The organism is Natrinema thermotolerans (assembly GCF_031165565.1).
Classification (GTDB): domain Archaea; phylum Halobacteriota; class Halobacteria; order Halobacteriales; family Natrialbaceae; genus Natrinema; species Natrinema thermotolerans.
This window is the reverse complement of the sequence record NZ_CP101873.1, coordinates 311,523-329,187: the sequence shown is the minus strand read 5'-3', so window position 1 is coordinate 329,187 and position 17,665 is coordinate 311,523. Positions and strand designations below refer to the sequence as shown.

Below are 17,665 nucleotides of genomic sequence, written 5' to 3'. Positions count from 1 at the left end.
GAACGCGAGCGGACCGGCGCCGGCCGGCCGGCGACCGCTTTCACACCGCTCAGTCGTCGAGCGTCGGCGGCTCGTCCCGGCCGATGTGGATCTCGTGGGCCTCGATGTCCTCGAGCGCGGCGACGCGACCGCCGACCGAGAGTTCCTCGCCGTCGGCCGTCTCGATCGTGAGGCTCGCGACTTCCTCGCTGATCTCGAAGGAGATATCGAGAACCCGACCGCGGACGACCCGCTGGCCGCCGACATCGACGTCCCGACCCTCGATCGTTGCGTAGAACTCCCCGCCCTCGTCGATGAGGTCCTTGACACACCGGCGGATCGAGGCGTACTTGCGGGGGTACGACCGCGCGGTGTCGTCCTCGCCGAGCGTCTCCTCGGCGGTCGTCCAGAGGACGGTTCCGAAAAAGCCCGAGACCAAAAAGCCAAGCGCCGAGCGGTTGAAGATGACGCCGTATCGGTCCTGATCGTCGCGCAGGGCGTCCTGGGTCGCGTAGACGGAGTAGTTGCCGTCGGCGACGGCGAGTACCGGTGTCGTGATCCCGCGTCGCGCGCGGGCGGTCGAGGCGACCTCACCGTAGGCGAACTCGGCGGGGTCGGGCGCTTCGCTGGCCGGTGTCACGATCAGGTCGACGCTGACGCCGGCGTCGACGGCCGCGCGCAAGTCCTCCTCGAACCGGGTCAGCAGGTCCGGCGTCAGCGACAGCGCGAGTTCGAACTCCGCGGCGTCGATGACCTCCTCGAGGTAGCGCAGGATCGTCGATCGGGACTTGACCAGGGAGACGGCCTCGGTGTCGCGGGCCGGCGCGGTGTATCGGGCCTCGAGTTCGTCGACCATCCGCTCGAGGGAGGTCTGGACGTCGTCGAAGGCCTCGCCGGGATCGAGCGCGACGACTTTCATCGGGCGGGACTCGCGCAGTTCGACGAGTCCGCGGTCGCTGAGACTGCGCACGGTATCGTAGACTCGAGGCTGGGGGATCTCCGTCCGGTCGGCGATCTCGCTGGCCGTCAGCTGGCCCTGCTCTAACACGGTGAGATAGGCGTCGATCTCGTACTCGCCGAGGTTGAACCGGTCCCCGACGCGCTCGACGGTCGAGCGAAGCTCGTCTGGTGCCATACCGGCTCCTATGCCCCCAGTGATTAAATGATTTATTATACATCGAGTAGCACGCGTTTTCGAAATCGGGTTATTTGTAAATCGGTCGCACGGAGAGAGGGTCAGAACGCTTAACCACACCGCACCTGAGCGTGTTGGTATGCGCGCGGTCCTCCAGGGGAACGAGAGTACGGCGGCCGAGAACAGCACCACGGCAGCCGAGGAGCTTCAGGCGTTCCTCCCGGATATGGTCCCGCCGCGAGCGATCGAGATCGGCCTCGCGCTCGTCGTTCTCGTCGTCGGCTGGTATCTCTCGAAGCTCGCCGTCCGGATCGCCGGGCGGACGGTCGCCCGCCGCATCGAACGGCCCAGCGTCACCCGGACGGTGCTTCGCGGCGTCAGGCTCGCCGTCTTCCTCTGGGCGGCCGGCATCGCCGCCGGAATCATCGGCGTCGGCAACACCGAGATCCTCCTGTCGGTGACCGTCATCTCGGCCGTGATCGCGATCGTCCTCGCGCCGATCGCGGGCAGCCTGATCAACGGCCTCTACGTGCTGGCGGATCGACCCTACGAGATCGGCGACATGATCGAAGTGACCGACGCCGGCCACCGCGGCTTCGTCGAGGACATCACGATCCGCTACACGAAGATCTTCACCCTGCAGAACACTTTCATCGTCATCCCCAACTCCGAGATTCACGCCCGCGACGTCGTCAACTACTCCGCCGAGGACGAGCGGACCCGCGTTTCCGTCGGCTTCGATATCACCTACGAGAGCGACCTCGAGGCGGCGCGCCGGGCCGCCGAGCGGGCCGCTCGGAACGTCGACGACGTCATCTCCGGCGGCCCCGATATCCGGATCGGCAGCGCCCGCTACGCCGCAGCGCCGTCCTGTTACGTCGACGAGTACGGCAAGCATGGCGTCTCCCTCAAACTGTTGTTCTGGATGAAACACCCCTACAAGCAACTCGTCGTCCGATCGGCGGTCCAGGACGCCATCGGCGAGCGGTTCGCGGATCTCGACGTCGAGTTCGCCTACCCGCATCGCCATCACGTCTTCGACGACACCAGCGGCGTCGCACGCGTCGGCGTCATCGACAGCGAGCGACGGGCCCCGGATGCCCCGGCCGAAGCCGGCGACAGCCCCGCGGACCCGGCCGATCGGTGACGCCTCGGGGGTCGGTTTCGGTCCGGATCCGGCTCCCGGTATCGTGGGGGTGATTTATGCCCTCCCCGATCCAAGTCGACAGTCACTCGACGATGTACGACGACATTCTCGTTCCCACCGACGGGAGCGACACGATTCCCGAGACGCTCGCACACGCACTGCCGATCGCCGCCGACAACGACGCGACGGTTCACGGTCTCTACGTCGTCGACAGTCGCGTCACCGCGGCCGCCGACGACGAGACCAGTACCGACCTCGAGCGCTCGCTCGAGACGGAGGGTGAGGAGGCCGTCGCCGCCGTCGAGGAACGCGCGACGGACGAGGGCCTCGAAACCGTCGCCGAGATCCGACAGGGGACCCCGTCGAAGACGATCCTCGAGTACGCCGAGGAGCAGGGGATCGATCTGATCGTCATCGGAACTCGGGGCAAGAGCCCCCGCGAGAAGGTGACATCGCTGGGCAGCGTCTCCGAGCGGGTCGTCGACAACGCTTCGATCCCGGTGTTCGTCGTTCGGAACGCCGGCGAGGAGTAGCCCGGACGTACAACGGTTCGTATCAGGCCCGCGCGCTCTCGACCGTGATGACCTCGCAGTCGAGGTGTGTCCGCAGATAGCTGTCGATATCCGGGTTGTCCGTAAAGCGCTGGAAGAGTCGCCGGAGTCGGCTGGCCTGTTTGGTCCCGACGACGACGACGTCGGCCTCCTCCGCACCGACCTCGTCGAGGATGCTTTCCTCGACGAGGAACCCCGTCCGGACGACGTACCGGGCGTTCTCGAGTCGCCCGAACGTACTCTCGACCGTGTTTTTCAGGTCGATCCGGCTCACTTTCTTCCCGTTCTGGTAGAGGTCGACGTGGAGGACCGTCAGCGCCGCGTCCCGGTCGCGCGCGACCTCGATCGCCCGCTCGAGCGTTCGCCGCGAGTGTTTCGACAGCGGATACCGAACGGGGACGACGACCAACGACATTAGACAACCGAAGGACACCCGGGCGGGTAAACCTTTCAGTACGGACAGTCTACACTGCGAACCTGTCCCATGGGATGGGGAGCCGTCCCCGTTCGATCCCCGCGAGCCGGTCGGGCGGAGAGACAGTCATTTAGGGTGAGCGCGGCTATGCCCGAACATGCAATCCTGGTCGACCGACGACGGCAACACCGTCTTCGTGTCCGAGACGGACGGCGACAAGGGGTCGAAGGGCCCGTTTCTCGCCGCATACGAGTCGTCCGACTTCGAACGCCGGTACGGCTGGTTCTGTACGAACTGCGAGAGCTTCGACAACGCGATGGACGCGATGGGCCGTATCAAGTGCAATCAGTGTGGGAACTTCCGCAAGCCGACCGAGTGGGACGCCGCCCACGAATAGGATCGTGTGATCCCTCGAGGCCGGATTCGGACGGGGTTCTCCTCGAGATCGCGACATCGCTGCAGAGGCCAATAGACGATTACTCGGCGAACGGCCGGCCGCCTTCGGTACGAACGAACCGAAAGAGCGGGATAGTTCCCGTTCGTTCGGAAGTAACCCCTCGTTCTTGTCACGTACTAACATTTATGGTGGATGCCGACATAGGTGGTATTGAATGGGTCCTGTTAACATGCGGCTCGTCGAGCAGGCCAGGTCGATCTTCGCAGAGCTGGGTTACACCGTCGAAGGCAACGGCCCCGAGTTCCGTGCCGAACGAGCATGGAAGGTCGTTCACGTCAACGCCGTCCTCGAGGCGGACGAACTTCCGACGTCGGCGTCGGGACAGTTCCACTGTTTCGTCGCCGAACCGGACGACGCCGACGACCTCGAGGCACGACTCGAGCGGACGAACCCGAACTACGAGTGGGCCATCATCGTCGTCGACGGAGAGGACTATCAGGTCGAACGAGCGCCACCAGGACCGCGAGTAACAGCGTAGAACAGCCGACGACCGCGGCTGCGGACTATTTTTCGAGCGCGTTACGCGTCGCAGTGACGCCTGCGCCCGGATCGACGGCCGCGCCCATCGACTCGAGGACGTCGCCAAGCGCCGTCACGACGTAGATCACGTTCTCGGGCCGTGCGGAGTGACCCATGCAGCCGATCCGGAAGATGTCGCCGGCGAGATCGCCCAGCCCGCCGGCGATCTCGAGGTCGTACTGCTCGAGCAAGGCGTCACAGACCGCGCCGTCGTCGATGCCCTCGGGAACGCGGACGGCGTTGAGGCTCGGCAGCCAGTACTCGTCGGGGGCGTTCATCTCGAGACCCATCGCCTCGACGCCGGCCTTCAGCGCGCCGGCCAGTCGCTCGTGGCGGGCCCAGCGGTTCTCGATTCCCTCCTCGGCGACCAGCCGCAGGGCCTCCCGGATCGCGTAGACGTTCGTGATCGGTGCGGTGTGGTGATACGCGCGCTCCTCCCCCCAGTAGCCCTCGAGCAGGGAGAGATCGAGATACCACGAGCGAGGATCCTCGTCGCGCGAGAGGACCTTCTCCATGGCCTCGTCCGACAGGGTCAGCGGGCTCGCGCCCGGCGGACAGGAGAGACACTTCTGGGGTCCCGAGTACGCCACGTCGATGCCCCACTCGTCGACTCGCAACTCGACCCCGCCAAGGGAGGTGACGGTGTCGGCGATGACCAGGGCGTCGTGGTCGTGGGCCGCGGCGGTCAGTTCCGGGACGTCCGGCTGGAGGACGCCCGTACTCGTCTCGGCGTGGACGAACCCGAAGACGTCGGGGTCGTGTTCGGCCAGCGCGTCCGCGACGTCGTCGGGCTCGAGCGGTTCGCCCCACGGTGCCGATACCTCGACGACCTCGCCGCCCGCGCGCTCGGCCATCGAGGCCATCCGCCCGCCGAAGTAGCCGTTGGTCGGCACGAGCATGGTGTCGCCGGGCTCGACGACGTTGCCGATCGCGGCCTCCATCGCCGCGGAGCCGGTCCCCGAGACCGGGATCGTCCACTGGTTGTCCGTCCGGAACGTGTAGCGCAACAGCTCCTGGACCTCGTCCATGATCTCGACGAAGGAGGGATCGAGGTGGCCGACCAGCGGCGTACTCATCGCCCGGAGGACCCGCGGGTTCACGTCGCTCGGGCCGGGCCCCATCAGCGTCCGGTCAGGGGGTGTGAGTTCGCCGACGGATGGCGCGCGATCCGCCTCGTTCGACGGTGTCTGAGCCATGGGCGTGTGCTCGCCGGCCACTCGCAAAGACCTACCGGCAGCGGCGAATTACAGGTCCTCGAGCGGCCGAATCGAAGCCGGTCTCGGTATCGTGGTTTCGTTCGCGAACACGGCCGTATCCCGACATCTTCGCCACCGACAATGACCCGTGGTACCGTCCGGCGTGGCTGCGAGCCGTTTAAGCCGACTCACTGCATAGGCGACATATCATGTTCGTCGGTCACGCGCTCCTCGCGTTCGCCGTCGCGGCGCTCGTCGCCGACTGGCGAGGCTGGGCCCCCCAACGAGCGCTTCTCGTCGGGGCTATCGCCGGCGCGTTCGCCGCAATTCCCGATATCGACGTCGCGTACGCGCTCGTGGGCCTGCTCGAGTGGCAGGCCGGCGACGGCGCGCTCGGCGCGTCGACGGCGTTCTGGGACGCCAGCCGCGGCGTCCACCGCTCGGTCACCCACTCGCTGGTCGTCGGCGCGGTCGCCGCACCGGCCTTCGGCCTGCTCGCCGTCCGCGGCTACGCCCCTCGCGTGCGGCTCGTCCGGGCCGTCGGGATCGCCGTCCTCGCGGCGCTCGTCGCCATCGCGCTCGTCTGGGGCGGTCCCATCGCCGCGCTCGTCACGGGGCTGTTCGCCGCCAGCGGCGGCGTCATCGCCCGGCTGATCGCGCGTCGAACGCGGGTGTCGCCGGCGACGGTCGGTCTCGCCGCGCTCTGGGGACTCTGGTCGCATCCGTGGGGCGATCTCGTAACCGGGTCGCCCCCCGACTGGTTTTTCCCCTTCGACGCCGCCGTCCTCGAGTCGCGACTCGTCCTCCATCCCGACCCGACGTTGCACCTGCTCGGTGCGTTCGCCATCGAACTCGCGACGATCTGGCTCGCGGCCGCCGTCCTCTGTCGGCTCACCGATCGCTCGGTCGTCGCCACTGTCAACCGTCGGGCCGCCGCCGGCGTCGCCTACGGTCTCGCCGCGCTCGCGGTGACGCCGCCGACGCTCGAGGTGTCTTACCACTTCGTCTTCTCGATCCTCGGCGTCGGTCTCGTCTGTGGCGTCATCAGGGAGACGCCGACTCCCGCCGCGTTCGCGAGCGTTCGGGGTCTGCCCGAACTCGAGACGCTACTCGAGGCCGGGGTGACTGCGCTGGCGGCCGTCACCGTTGCGCTCGTCGCCTACTCGTCAGTCTATCTGTTTGCTATCGCGCCGTAGCGCTGGGCCGCAGCCTTCGTTTCAGTGTGGGACAAAATATGCTTTTGTGAGAGTAGACGGTACGGACCACTGTGTCGCAGGCTTCACTCGAGGGATTGCTCGCGGACGGGCGATCGAACGCAGCGATCGCGTGGATACTGGTCGCCGCGATCGCGAGCATCGGTATCGGTGCGCTGATTACTGGCGGCGTTCTCTGGATGACGTTCGCGGCGGTTCTCGTGGCTCTCGCGATTATCCCACCCGTCGCTTTTCGATCACCGCTGGTCATGCTCCCCTGGGAGGTCCTCCTGTTGGCGGCGTTGCCGGTCCTCGGTGTCGCGTTCGGTGCCGACCGGCTAATGGGACACGTCACGTCCTACCTCTCGGTCGCGGCCATCGCGCTCGTCCTCACCGTCGAACTGCAGGCGTTTACCACAGTACGGATGACGCCCGGCTTCGCCGTCGTCTTCGTCGTGGTCGCGACGATGGCCGCCGCTGCCCTCTGGGCTCTCCTTCGGTGGAGCGCCGCCGGTGTCCTGGGCGTTCCGTTCACGGCCGACCACGACGACGTGATGTGGGAGTTCGTCTATTCGGCCATCAGCGGCCTCGGGGCCGGTCTCGTCTTCGAACTCTACTTCAGGCGGCTCGGACGTGCCGACCGGACTCGACTCGTCGACGACGTCCCGATCGGTGGAGGTGACGATGACTAGCCTCGCCGACATCGTTCCCTCTCGGAAGCGGCAACGCCAGCTCACCTACCTCATGGAGATCGGGCTGATCGGTATGCTGTTCATCGGCATCGAACGTGGTAACGGCGGCATCGTCATCAACACCGGCGTCGCCCTGCTCGTCACGCAGCTGCCGCCACTGCTCGAGCGCGACTACGAGATTCCGATGGATCCGCGGCTCACGCTGTGGATCACGACCGCCGTCTTCCTGCACGCCTTCGGTACGGTGGGGCTCCCCGGCGCGACCGCCACGCTCTACAGCCAGGTCTGGTGGTGGGACCACATGACCCACGCGCTGTCGGCGTCGCTGGTCGCTGGCGTGGGGTATGCCACCGTTCGCGCGTTCGACGAACACGCCCAGGGAGTCCACCTCCCACAGCGGTTCATTGCGGTGTTTATCCTCCTTTTCGTCATCGCGTTCGGCGTCCTCTGGGAGATCCTCGAGTTCGCGATCGCGTTGGCTGCCGAGGCGCTCGGTACCAGAGCCGTCCTCACCCAGTACGGGCTCGAGGACACGATGCTCGATTTCGTTTTCAACTCCATCGGTGCGCTCATCGTCGCGACGTGGGGCGGTGCGTACCTCTCGAACGTCACCAGCGCGATTCGAGAGCGGTTCGACTCGCGGGCCGGCTGAAGCCGCCGATCCGGCCGCCCGTTTTTCACTCGGTCCGAACCGACGCCGTGTTTTACGTCGGTACGCGCCGTAGATGACGAGGCCATGGTCTTCAAGAAGATCACGCTGATCGGTACTAGCCCCGAGAGTTTCGACGCCGCCGCGGACGACGCCATCGACCGCGCGGAGGCAACGCTGCAGAACGTCCAGTGGATCGAGGTCGACGAACTCGGCGTCGAAGTCGCCAGCGCCGACGACCGCGAGTACCAGGCCGAAGTCACCGTCGCCTTCGAACTCGAGGAGTAAGCCGGGACGGAACGCTCGACGCCTCGTGTCGCTACTCCGTCCTCGAGGCGTTCTCCGACGTGACCGGCAGCTGTCGGCCGTCGGTCATCGGAAAATCCGGTGGAACCTGGGACGCGGTGAACCGCAGTCGCTTACGTCCGGAACGATTCGCCACAGCCGCATTCGCTGACGACGTTCGGGTTGTCGACGTGGAAGCCCTCGGCCTGCAGCCCGTCCTCGTAATCGAGGACGCTGCCCTCGATGTACTTCAGGCTCGCGGGGTCGACGAACACGCGCAGGTCGTGGTGTTCGTAGATCGTATCGTCTTCGTCGGGTTCATCGTCGAACCGCATCCCGTAGGAAAGGCCCGCACAGCCGCCCTGCTGGACGAACAGCCGAAGTCCGGCCTCGGTCACGTCCAGCCCCTCGCCCTCGAGCAGCGAGAGGGCCTGCTCGGCGGCGGCTTCCGTGACTTCGATCTCCGGCTGCGTCTCCGCGGTCCCACCATCCATACTGTCCGTACTCATACCCATCCCTTTCGGCGCGACGATGTTAACTGTGACGCCGTGTCGAGCCGAACGAACTAGCTGATTCTGGTTATATCGGCGCGGATAGTTACGATCGTCGCCACCGAACCGGTTTACGACACCGCCGCCCGATCAGGCGTACAACGAGGTCCAAGAGCCACGCTAACAGCTCGCCCGCCGGAGCGAGCGATACCACGTGCCGAACTGTCGCCTGTCGTTGCGCGAGAGTTCGATGTCGTGTGCTGCGAGCAACTCGAGCATCCGCGCCACGTCGCAGTCGTACCACAGCGAGAGGAGCCGCACGTTTCGCTGTGCGTAGTCGTAGTTACGCTCGAGGACGCGCCCGTCCAGCGGGTCGACATGCGGTTCCATCTCGGTTCCTACTCGGACCTCCAGCCACGTAAAACCAGCTCAGCGTTCCGCACACTGTGACTCGGGGCGGTGTGGCGCTATTTGCCTGTGTCGTCCTCGAGTCGAGTCCGAACGCTCTCGGCGTGGGCCTCGAGCCCCTCGGCGTCGGCCAGCGTGGTGATCGTCTCGCCGAGGTCGGCCAGCCCCTCGCCGGAGAGGCGCTGGACCGTCGTCGACCGGAGGAACGTCTCGACCGAGAGCCCGCCGCTGACCCGTGCCCCACCGTTCGTCGGCAGCACGTGGTTCGTCCCGCTGGCGTAATCGCCGGCCGCCACGGGCGTGTTCGGCCCGAGGAAGACGCTGCCCGCGCTATCGATACGCTCGAGGAGTGACTCGTCGTCGGCGGCGATGATCGAGAGGTGTTCGGGCGCGTACTCCTCGGTGAAGAGGATCGCCTCGCTCATCGATCGGGCGTGTAACACGCCACTGGCGTCGTTTTCGAGTGCCGCCCGGATCACGTCTTCGCGCTCGCGCTCGCCCACGCGCTCGTCGACGGCGGCGGCGACGGCCTCGGCGGTCGTTGCGTCGTCGGTGACTGCCACGACCGAGGCGTTCGGGTCGTGTTCGGCCTGTGCGAGCAGTTCCGCGGCGACGAGGTCCGGGTCGGCCGTCTCGTCGGCGACCACGACGACTTCGCTCGGCCCCGCGAGGAAGTCGATCTCGACGTCGCCCCGAACTTCGGCCTTGGCCGCCGTCACCCACTTGTTGCCCGGCCCGACGATCTTCTGGACGCTCGTGATCGACTCGGTGCCGTAGGCCAGTCCCGCGACCGCCTGTGCGCCGCCGACGCTGTAGACCGCGTCCGCGCCCGCGGCGTGGATCGCCGCCAGCGTCACCGGATTCAGCTCGTCGGCCGGCGGCGTCACGACCGAAACGTGATCGACGCCAGCCACGACCGCCGGCACGACCCCCATGATCGCGCTCGAGGGGTAGGCCGCCGACCCGCCGGGAACGTAGACGCCGACCCGCTCGAGCGGCCGGAAACGCCGTCCCAGCTCCCGCCCGGTGTCGAACTCGCGTCGCCAGTCCTCGGGCAGCTGTGCCTCGTGGAACTCGCGGACGTTCGTGGCTGCCGTCTCGATCGCCGATCGAACCCCATCGTCGATCTCGTCGTAGGCCCGTTCGCAGTCGTCGGTGATCTCGAGGTTCCCGACTTCGACGCCGTCGAACTCGCTGGTGAACTCGCGGACGGCGACGTCGCCCTCGGTACGGACCCGGTCGACGATGTCTCGGACAGTTTCTCTGACTCCCTCGATACCGGCGTCGCGCTCGAAGAAGGCCACGCGATCGTCCGGCCCGAGGTCGGCGATGGCCTGCACGTCGATTGTCATGGCGTTGGGTTCGTGGGGCGGGCGAAAAACGGTTTCCTTCCGGACAGCCGCTCGCCGGTCGTCGCTCCTCCGGCGAACCGCATCGACGACTCGTACGACGATTTCCGGCCGCCCATCGGTCCACGGACCCGTGGTCGTCTCACGCGTCGGGGTTTTCGATCTTCCAGATGCCGACGTAATCCAGGGTCGCCCGTACGAAGAGGTAGACGAGGAGAACGAAGCCGACGACCGCGATCGGTGCCTGCAGCAGTTCGGCCGTCTCCACACTGAGGACGATCCGACTGATCCCCCGGACGAAGAAGCTCAGGACCACGAGGCCCAGCGCAATGACCGCGAGTTTGACGAATCCCGATCGATCCATGTGTCACCGTACGACCACGGGTGCTAAGTTATGTCGGTATTCGCACGCTCGCACGGGCGCGAGACCAAGGGTCGCTATATCCCCACGACGCCCCCGGTAATCTCATCTTTCTCGACCCATGGGGTCACCGCTCGAGTCGGAGCCGTCGGCCGGCCCGGTTCTCACCGTCCCGGGATTCCGGACGTGCAGGGGCCGTATAACTATTCGCCGCCCGTGCTACCGTACGGCCAATGTGGCCGTGGGAACACGCGATAATCGGTTATCTCTCGTATTCGCTGGTCTGTCACCTCGTCTTCCGGACCTCCCCCAGTGGACCCGACGCCTTCGCCGTCGTCTTCGCGTCGGTCCTGCCGGACCTGATCGACAAACCGCTCGCGTGGGAGTTCGGCGTCTTCGAGGCCGGCTATGCGATCGGTCACTCGCTGTTCTTCGCCGTCCCCCTCTCGATCCTCGTGGGAACGATCGCCCGCCGTGTCGGCCGCCCCCGGATCGCGCTCGCGTTCCCGATCGGCTACCTCCTGCATCTCCCGGGAGACATCCTGTATTCCTACGCCAGTGAGGGGGTCGTCTACGTCGAAATCGTCCTCTGGCCGATCGCAGTCGTTCCTGGGGACTCCGCTCGGCGGCGGTTCTTCGAGGCGTTCGAGCTGCTGTTCGGGCGGTACGTACAGACGTTACTCGCCGGTGACGTGTCGACGTACGTCTGGATCCAGTTCGGTCTCGCCGGGCTCGCGTTTCTCGTATGGCTCTACGACGGACTGCCCGTTCTCCGTGATTTCTGCATCGGCTGCAGACGGATCGCTCGCACGCTGGTCGGATCGAACCGGTCGACGCGCGAGTGATGTACCCATCGACGATCGATACCGCCGTCGATGACAGCCGCCGACTCGGCCGGTAGCGGGATCGACCGTCCGTCGTTCACATCCGAATCCGACCGCCCGCGTGACTGTCCAACGTAGCCCATCGTCTCCTCGAGACGACGGCCTTATATGTTCACCCGGCTTCGACAGTAATGCGAACAACGCGGCGCTCGCCGCCGCGTCTTCCGGCCGCATTCCGGCACGGAAGGAGTATACGTATCCGTCCCTCGTCGAGCGGACGATCCGCTCGCTCTCGAGGACATTCGGATTCCCGTGGCCGACGTCGAGCAGTCGGCGTCAGAGGACGATGGCCTTATATACTTCAGGCCCGTCCCGAATTACACGCGGAAGTCCCCGCCGGATGCGGTTTCCGGCGTGGCCGTGGTCCGATGCCCTTATATGTACGAGGGCGTTGGGATACGAACGCGAAAGACGATGTGATCGACGGGCCGTTCAACTCGGTCCGTCATCTCGGACGGTTCGAACCCGAAGGGGTTATATATCCCAGACGGTGTACGAATACGTCCGAAGGAAATGAGGATTCCACCCCTGCGGTCCGCCGTACAGATGGGATCTGATGTTAGCCTTGGTAGTTCGGTGACGCTCGATCGGTCAGACGACCGGCGTCAGCGAACGTGGACCCATGTGTGAGTGTGTACTAACATTCACCGCCAAACAGACCCTCCCCAACTGGGGAGATCATATAGCATTCCGGTTGATCCTGCCGGAGGTCATTGCTATTGGAGTCCGATTTAGCCATGCTAGTTGCACGAGTTTAGACTCGTAGCAGATAGCTCAGTAACACGTGGCCAAACTACCCTATGGATCCGAATAACCTCGGGAAACTGAGGCTAATTCGGAATACGATTCACCACCTGGAGTGGTGTGAATCCGAAACGCTCCGGCGCCATAGGATGTGGCTGCGGCCGATTAGGTAGACGGTGGGGTAACGGCCCACCGTGCCCATAATCGGTACGGGTTGTGAGAGCAAGAGCCCGGAGACGGTATCTGAGACAAGATACCGGGCCCTACGGGGCGCAGCAGGCGCGAAACCTTTACACTGCACGAAAGTGCGATAAGGGGACTCCAAGTGCGAGGGCATATAGTCCTCGCTTTTTGCGACCGTAAGGTGGTCGCGGAATAAGTGCTGGGCAAGACCGGTGCCAGCCGCCGCGGTAATACCGGCAGCACGAGTGATGACCGCTATTATTGGGCCTAAAGCGTCCGTAGCTGGCCATGCAAGTCCATCGGGAAATCCGCGCGCTTAACGCGCGGGCGTCCGGTGGAAACTGCATGGCTTGGGACCGGAAGACCAGAGGGGTACGTCCGGGGTAGGAGTGAAATCCCGTAATCCTGGACGGACCACCGGTGGCGAAAGCGCCTCTGGAAGACGGATCCGACGGTGAGGGACGAAAGCTCGGGTCACGAACCGGATTAGATACCCGGGTAGTCCGAGCTGTAAACGATGTCTGCTAGGTGTGGCACAGGCTACGAGCCTGTGCTGTGCCGCAGGGAAGCCGTGAAGCAGACCGCCTGGGAAGTACGTCCGCAAGGATGAAACTTAAAGGAATTGGCGGGGGAGCACTACAACCGGAGGAGCCTGCGGTTTAATTGGACTCAACGCCGGACATCTCACCAGCATCGACAATGTGCAGTGAAAGTCAGGTTGATGACCTTACTGGAGCCATTGAGAGGAGGTGCATGGCCGCCGTCAGCTCGTACCGTGAGGCGTCCTGTTAAGTCAGGCAACGAGCGAGACCCGCACTCCTAATTGCCAGCAACACCTAGCGGTGGTTGGGTACATTAGGAGGACTGCCAGTGCCAAACTGGAGGAAGGAACGGGCAACGGTAGGTCAGTATGCCCCGAATGTGCTGGGCGACACGCGGGCTACAATGGCCGAGACAGTGGGATGCAACCCCGAGAGGGGGCGCTAATCTCCGAAACTCGGTCGTAGTTCGGATTGAGGGCTGAAACTCGCCCTCATGAAGCTGGATTCGGTAGTAATCGCGCCTCAGAAGGGCGCGGTGAATACGTCCCTGCTCCTTGCACACACCGCCCGTCAAAGCACCCGAGTGGGGTCCGGATGAGGCCGACGCAACGTCGGTCGAATCTGGGCTCCGCAAGGGGGCTTAAGTCGTAACAAGGTAGCCGTAGGGGAATCTGCGGCTGGATCACCTCCACAGACCGGGACCGGGGCGCTGCCCCGGCCCACCTTAACTCGTGGCGCTTTGCGCCACGTGGTTTCACGTTCGATCGAGCCACGTCGTGGCCGATCGGGCACCTTTGAACTACCAAGGCTAACGTTTCACGCTCTGTCCGCCCTCGTGGCGGACGTGGGCCCATAGCTCAGTGGTAGAGTGCCTCCTTTGCAAGGAGGATGCCCAGGGTTCGAATCCCTGTGGGTCCATGTCTCGGAGGAAATCTCGGATCGTGCCCCTTAAGTGGGAGACGACCCGAGGATTGAATCCGAACGAACCGATGCACCACCCCGCGCAAGTGCGGGTGGGAAGGGTTAATGCAGGCCGGCCGTCTACCGGCGTGCAGATGAGACCGTGTGTACGTGTAGTCCAGGCGTCCACTGGACCCGTTCCCGGGTCACGATGTTGCGACTCTGTCGCAACGCCGATCCGATGAACGTGGCTACTGTGCCAGCTGGTGGATCGCTCGGCTTGAGAGCTGAAGAAGGACGTGCCAAGCTGCGATAAGCCCAAGGGAGCCGCACGGAGGCGAAGAACTTGGGATCTCCGAATGGGAATCCCCACCGCAATTGCTTCGCGCAATGGGGAACGTCGAGAATTGAAACATCTTAGTATCGACAGGAAAAGAAAGCAAACGCGATGTCGTTAGTAATGGCGAATAAACGCGACACAGTCCAAACCGAAGCCCTCACGGGCAATGTGGTGTTCGGACTGACGATCACTTCCCGAACGGCGACGCGAAGTCTCTTGGAATAGAGTACGAGACAGGGTGACAGTCCCGTACCGTCGACAAGTAAGGAACGAGTCAGCTCCAGAGTATCGGGGGTTGGATATCCCTCGTGAATATCGCGGGCATCGACCGCGAAGACTAAACACTCCTCAAGACCGATAGCGAACAAGTAGCGTGAGCGAACGCTGAAAAGCACCCCACGAAGGGAGGTGCAATAGGGCGTGAAATCAGTTGGCGATGGAGCGACAGGGCACACAAGGTCCCGGACAAAATGAATCAGGTGCGAACCTGTAGTAAGAAGTTTGGGAAGCCGGTGTTCTGTCGTACGTTTTGAAAAACGAACCAGGGAGTGTGCCTGTTTGACGAGTCTAACTCGATCATCGAGGAAGGCGAAGGGAAACCGACATGGCCGCAGTGCTTTGCACGAGGGCCGCCGTGTTCAAGCGCGGGGAGTCAAACGGACACGACCCGAAACCGGACGATCTAGGCGTGGGCAAGGCGAAGCGTGCCGAAAGGCACGTGGAGGCCTGTTAGAGTTGGTGTCCTACAATACCCTCTCGTGACCTACGTCTAGGGGTGAAAGGCCCATCGAGTCCGGAAACAGCTGGTTCCAACCGAAACATGTCGAAGCATGACCTCTGCCGAGATAGTTCATGGGGTAGAGCGACGGATTGGGGGACCGCACTCCGAGAGGAGTGTGCCCCCCTGTCCAACTCCGAACCTATGAACGTCGTTTGACGCAGGGAGTCCGGTGCACGGGGTAAGCCTGTGTACCGTGAGGGAGACAACCCAGAGCTGGGTTAAGGTCCCCAAGTGTAGACTAAGTGCGATCGAAGGTGGTCTCAAGCCCTAGACAGCCGGGAGGTGAGCTTAGAAGCAGCTACCCTCTAAGAAAAGCGTAACAGCTTACCGGCCGAGGTTTGAGGCGCCCAAAATGATCGGGGCTCAAGTCTACCACCGAGACCTAGCAGCACCACTCAGACTGGTGATCTCGTAGGTTGGCGTTCTGTTCGGGTGGAAGCACGGTCGAGAGATCGTGTGGACCGTTCAGTAACGAAAATCCTGGTCATAGTAGCAGCGTTAGTCGGGTTAGAACCCCGACGGCCGAACGAGTAAGGGTTCCTCAGCAATGCTGATCAGCTGAGGGTTAGCCGGTCCTAAGTCAGCCCGTAAGTCGAAGCTGACAACAGGGAAATAGGTTAATATTCCTATGCCAGTGTGTACTCAAAGCCAACGCTTTGGGGCCGCCTCTGCCGGGCTTTCGCCCGGTCGAACAGTCGAAGTTCGTGGAAGCCGTAATGGCACGAAGCGACCGAATGGCTGGATAGCGTAAGAGAGGTCAACCTAGAGCCCGTGAAAAGGCAAACACACTGTCCGTACCGAGATCCGACACAGGTACTCGTGGCGGCGAAAGCCAAGGTCTGTCGGGAGCAACCGACGTTAGGGAATTCGGCAAGTTAGTCCCGTACGTTCGCAATAAGGGATGCCTGCCCTGCAATGGGGCAGGTCGCAGTGACTCGGGCGCTCCGACTGTCTAGTAACAACATAGGTGACCGCAAATCCGCAAGGACTCGTACGGTCACTGAATCCTGCCCAGTGCAGGTATCTGAACACCCCGTACAAGGGGACGAAGGACCTGTTAACGGCGGGGGTAACTATGACCCTCTTAAGGTAGCGTAGTACCTTGCCGCTTCAGTAGCGGCTTGCATGAATGGATCAACGAGAGCGCCACTGTCCCAACGTTGGGCCCGGTGAACTGTACGTTCCAGTGCGGAGTCTGGAGACCCCCAAGGGGAAGCGAAGACCCTATAGAGCTTTACTGCAGGCTGTCACTGAGACGTGGTCGCCATTGTGCAGCATAGGTAGGAGGCATTACACAGGTACCCGCGCTAGCGGGCCACCGAGCCAGCATTGAAATACTACCCGATGGTGACTGCGACTCTCACTCCTGGCGGAGGACACTGGTAGCCGGGCAGTTTGACTGGGGCGGTACGCGCCTGAAAAGATATCGGGCGCGCCCCAAGATTTCCTCATCCGCGTCGGAGACGCGGAAAAGAGCGCAAGAGCAAACGGAAGTCTGACAGTGTCCGGCACAACGACGGACGCTGACGCGAAAGCGTGGTCTAGCGAACCAATTAGGCTGCTTGATGCGGCCAATTGCTGACAGAAAAGCTACCTTAGGGATAACAGAGTCGTCACCCGCAAGAGCACATATCGACCGGGTGGCTTGCTACCTCGATGTCGGTTCCCTCCATCCTGCCCGTGCAGAAGCGGGCAAGGGTGAGGTTGTTCGCCTATTAAAGGAGGTCGTGAGCTGGGTTTAGACCGTCGTGAGACAGGTCGGCTGCTATCTATTGGGGGTGTTACGGTATCTGACGGGAACGTTCGTATAGTACGAGAGGAACTACGAATGGGTGCCACTCGTGTACCAGCTGTCCGAAAGGGCACGTGCTGGGCAGCGACGCACCACGGGGTAAGAGCTGAACGCATCTAAGCTCGAAACCCACCTGAAAAAGAGATACCACCGAGGCCACTCGTAGAAGACGAGATCGATAGACTCGGGGTGTACGCACCAAGGCAACGAGGTGTTGAGCCCGCGAGAACTAATCGGCCAAGCCACACACTCATACACTACATCGCATTGGATCCGTGACGCGCGAACGGGTCCGGACGCAAACTGGACTACACGTACACTCGGTCTTGGACACACCACCGATATTGGCATGATCGCGGTTCGATTCCGTGAATCGGCGTTACGGCGGCCATAGCGGCGAGGTGCCTCCCGTACCCATCCCGAACACGGAAGATAAGCTCGCCTGCGTTTCGGTCAGTACTGGAGTGGGCGACCCTCTGGGAAATCTGATTCGCCGCCACCATTCATACTCACTTTCACCCCCGAGCAGCCACTGCTATCCAGTGGCCGTCGGGGGTTTCTGTATTTATCAGAAACCGAGACAGTTCCGATACTTCGATCGGTGCTATTAGAAATCGGGTAGCTACTGCACCGGACTGAGTACCGAAAATTGATTCCCGCCTATTACATGCC

The 17,665-nt window shown here is 63.4% G+C and carries 16 protein-coding genes, 1 tRNA gene and 3 rRNA genes; 13 read left to right on the top strand and 7 right to left on the bottom strand.

The features are described from left to right. Positions 1–49 precede the first annotated feature (49 nt). Entirely contained in the window at positions 50–1,114 is a 1,065-nt protein-coding gene (gene trmB / locus NP511_RS01715; RefSeq protein ID WP_006648674.1) for an HTH-type sugar sensing transcriptional regulator TrmB, read from the bottom strand. A gap of 139 nt (positions 1,115–1,253) precedes the next feature. Here trmB and NP511_RS01710 point away from each other — a divergent pair, with 139 nt between their 5' ends. Beyond that, positions 1,254–2,261 carry a mechanosensitive ion channel family protein gene (locus NP511_RS01710; RefSeq protein ID WP_049964155.1) on the top strand — a complete coding sequence of 336 codons (1,008 nt, stop codon included), beginning with the start codon at positions 1,254–1,256 and terminating at the stop codon, positions 2,259–2,261. A gap of 92 nt (positions 2,262–2,353) precedes the next feature. Then, positions 2,354–2,794 (top strand): universal stress protein, encoded by a 441-nt coding sequence (locus tag NP511_RS01705; RefSeq protein ID WP_049964549.1) that lies wholly within the window; start codon positions 2,354–2,356, stop codon positions 2,792–2,794. A gap of 22 nt (positions 2,795–2,816) precedes the next feature. Here the strand turns inward: NP511_RS01705 and NP511_RS01700 are convergent, their stop codons facing one another. Then, complete coding sequence (locus NP511_RS01700) at positions 2,817–3,227, bottom strand: universal stress protein (protein ID WP_006180920.1); 411 nt, start codon at positions 3,225–3,227, stop codon at positions 2,817–2,819. Between the two features lie 157 nt (positions 3,228–3,384). On the opposite strand from NP511_RS01700, the gene NP511_RS01695 reads away from it, so the two are divergent. Together NP511_RS01695 and NP511_RS01690 are read left to right on the top strand one after the other, a co-directional pair. Then, positions 3,385–3,624, top strand: a complete 240-nt coding sequence (locus NP511_RS01695) for a DUF5816 domain-containing protein (RefSeq protein WP_006180921.1) — start codon at positions 3,385–3,387, stop codon at positions 3,622–3,624. 229 nt (positions 3,625–3,853) lie between these two features. After that, positions 3,854–4,162, top strand: a complete 309-nt coding sequence (locus tag NP511_RS01690) for a DUF7116 family protein (protein ID WP_006180922.1) — start codon at positions 3,854–3,856, stop codon at positions 4,160–4,162. A 25-nt stretch (positions 4,163–4,187) separates the two neighbouring features. On the opposite strand, the gene NP511_RS01685 is transcribed toward NP511_RS01690, so the two are convergent. Continuing rightward, positions 4,188–5,399, bottom strand: coding sequence for a pyridoxal-phosphate-dependent aminotransferase family protein (locus NP511_RS01685; protein WP_049964154.1), 1,212 nt, complete (start codon positions 5,397–5,399; stop codon positions 4,188–4,190). A gap of 209 nt (positions 5,400–5,608) precedes the next feature. Here NP511_RS01685 and NP511_RS01680 point away from each other — a divergent pair, with 209 nt between their 5' ends. From NP511_RS01680 to NP511_RS01665, 4 genes are all read left to right on the top strand, one after another. Further along, complete coding sequence (locus NP511_RS01680) at positions 5,609–6,595, top strand: metal-dependent hydrolase (RefSeq protein ID WP_049964153.1); 987 nt, start codon at positions 5,609–5,611, stop codon at positions 6,593–6,595. A gap of 71 nt (positions 6,596–6,666) precedes the next feature. Then, positions 6,667–7,284, top strand: a complete 618-nt coding sequence (locus NP511_RS01675) for a hypothetical protein (RefSeq protein WP_006648669.1) — start codon at positions 6,667–6,669, stop codon at positions 7,282–7,284. Further along, positions 7,277–7,936, top strand: a complete 660-nt coding sequence (locus tag NP511_RS01670; protein ID WP_006648668.1) for a DUF2238 domain-containing protein — start codon at positions 7,277–7,279, stop codon at positions 7,934–7,936. Before NP511_RS01675 ends, NP511_RS01670 begins: the two co-directional genes overlap by 8 nt. Positions 7,937–8,020: 84 nt before the next feature. Then, positions 8,021–8,221 (top strand): dodecin, encoded by a 201-nt coding sequence (locus tag NP511_RS01665; RefSeq protein ID WP_006180927.1) that lies wholly within the window; start codon positions 8,021–8,023, stop codon positions 8,219–8,221. Positions 8,222–8,352: 131 nt separating this feature from the next. On the opposite strand, the gene NP511_RS01660 is transcribed toward NP511_RS01665, so the two are convergent. From NP511_RS01660 to NP511_RS01645, 4 genes are all read right to left on the bottom strand, one after another. After that, the gene (locus NP511_RS01660) at positions 8,353–8,727 is read right to left on the bottom strand and encodes a HesB/IscA family protein (protein ID WP_006648667.1); all 375 of its coding nucleotides are present in this window, start codon (positions 8,725–8,727) and stop codon (positions 8,353–8,355) included. A gap of 162 nt (positions 8,728–8,889) precedes the next feature. Next, a complete protein-coding gene (locus NP511_RS01655) occupies positions 8,890–9,099 on the bottom strand; it encodes a hypothetical protein (protein WP_006180929.1) in 210 nt (69 codons plus the stop codon). Positions 9,100–9,176: 77 nt separating this feature from the next. Beyond that, entirely contained in the window at positions 9,177–10,469 is a 1,293-nt protein-coding gene (hisD, locus tag NP511_RS01650) for a histidinol dehydrogenase (protein ID WP_049964152.1), read from the bottom strand. A gap of 139 nt (positions 10,470–10,608) precedes the next feature. Then, positions 10,609–10,830 carry a hypothetical protein gene (locus tag NP511_RS01645; RefSeq protein WP_006648665.1) on the bottom strand — a complete coding sequence of 74 codons (222 nt, stop codon included), beginning with the start codon at positions 10,828–10,830 and terminating at the stop codon, positions 10,609–10,611. A gap of 230 nt (positions 10,831–11,060) precedes the next feature. Between NP511_RS01645 and NP511_RS01640 the strand changes: the two genes are divergently transcribed. The 5 genes from NP511_RS01640 (at position 11,061) to rrf (ending at position 17,495) form a co-directional block, all read left to right on the top strand. Beyond that, on the top strand, positions 11,061–11,672 hold the full coding sequence (locus NP511_RS01640) for a metal-dependent hydrolase (protein WP_049964151.1): 612 nt from the start codon (positions 11,061–11,063) through the stop codon (positions 11,670–11,672). Positions 11,673–12,398: 726 nt separating this feature from the next. Continuing rightward, a 16S ribosomal RNA gene (locus NP511_RS01635) occupies positions 12,399–13,871 on the top strand. Between the two features lie 155 nt (positions 13,872–14,026). Next, a tRNA-Ala gene (locus tag NP511_RS01630) sits at positions 14,027–14,098 on the top strand. A gap of 224 nt (positions 14,099–14,322) precedes the next feature. Beyond that, positions 14,323–17,244, top strand: a 23S ribosomal RNA gene (locus NP511_RS01625). A gap of 129 nt (positions 17,245–17,373) precedes the next feature. Next, positions 17,374–17,495 (top strand): 5S ribosomal RNA (gene rrf, locus NP511_RS01620). Together the 16S, 23S and 5S rRNA genes with 1 tRNA gene alongside form the textbook arrangement of a ribosomal RNA operon. The last annotated feature ends 170 nt before the right edge of the window (positions 17,496–17,665 follow it).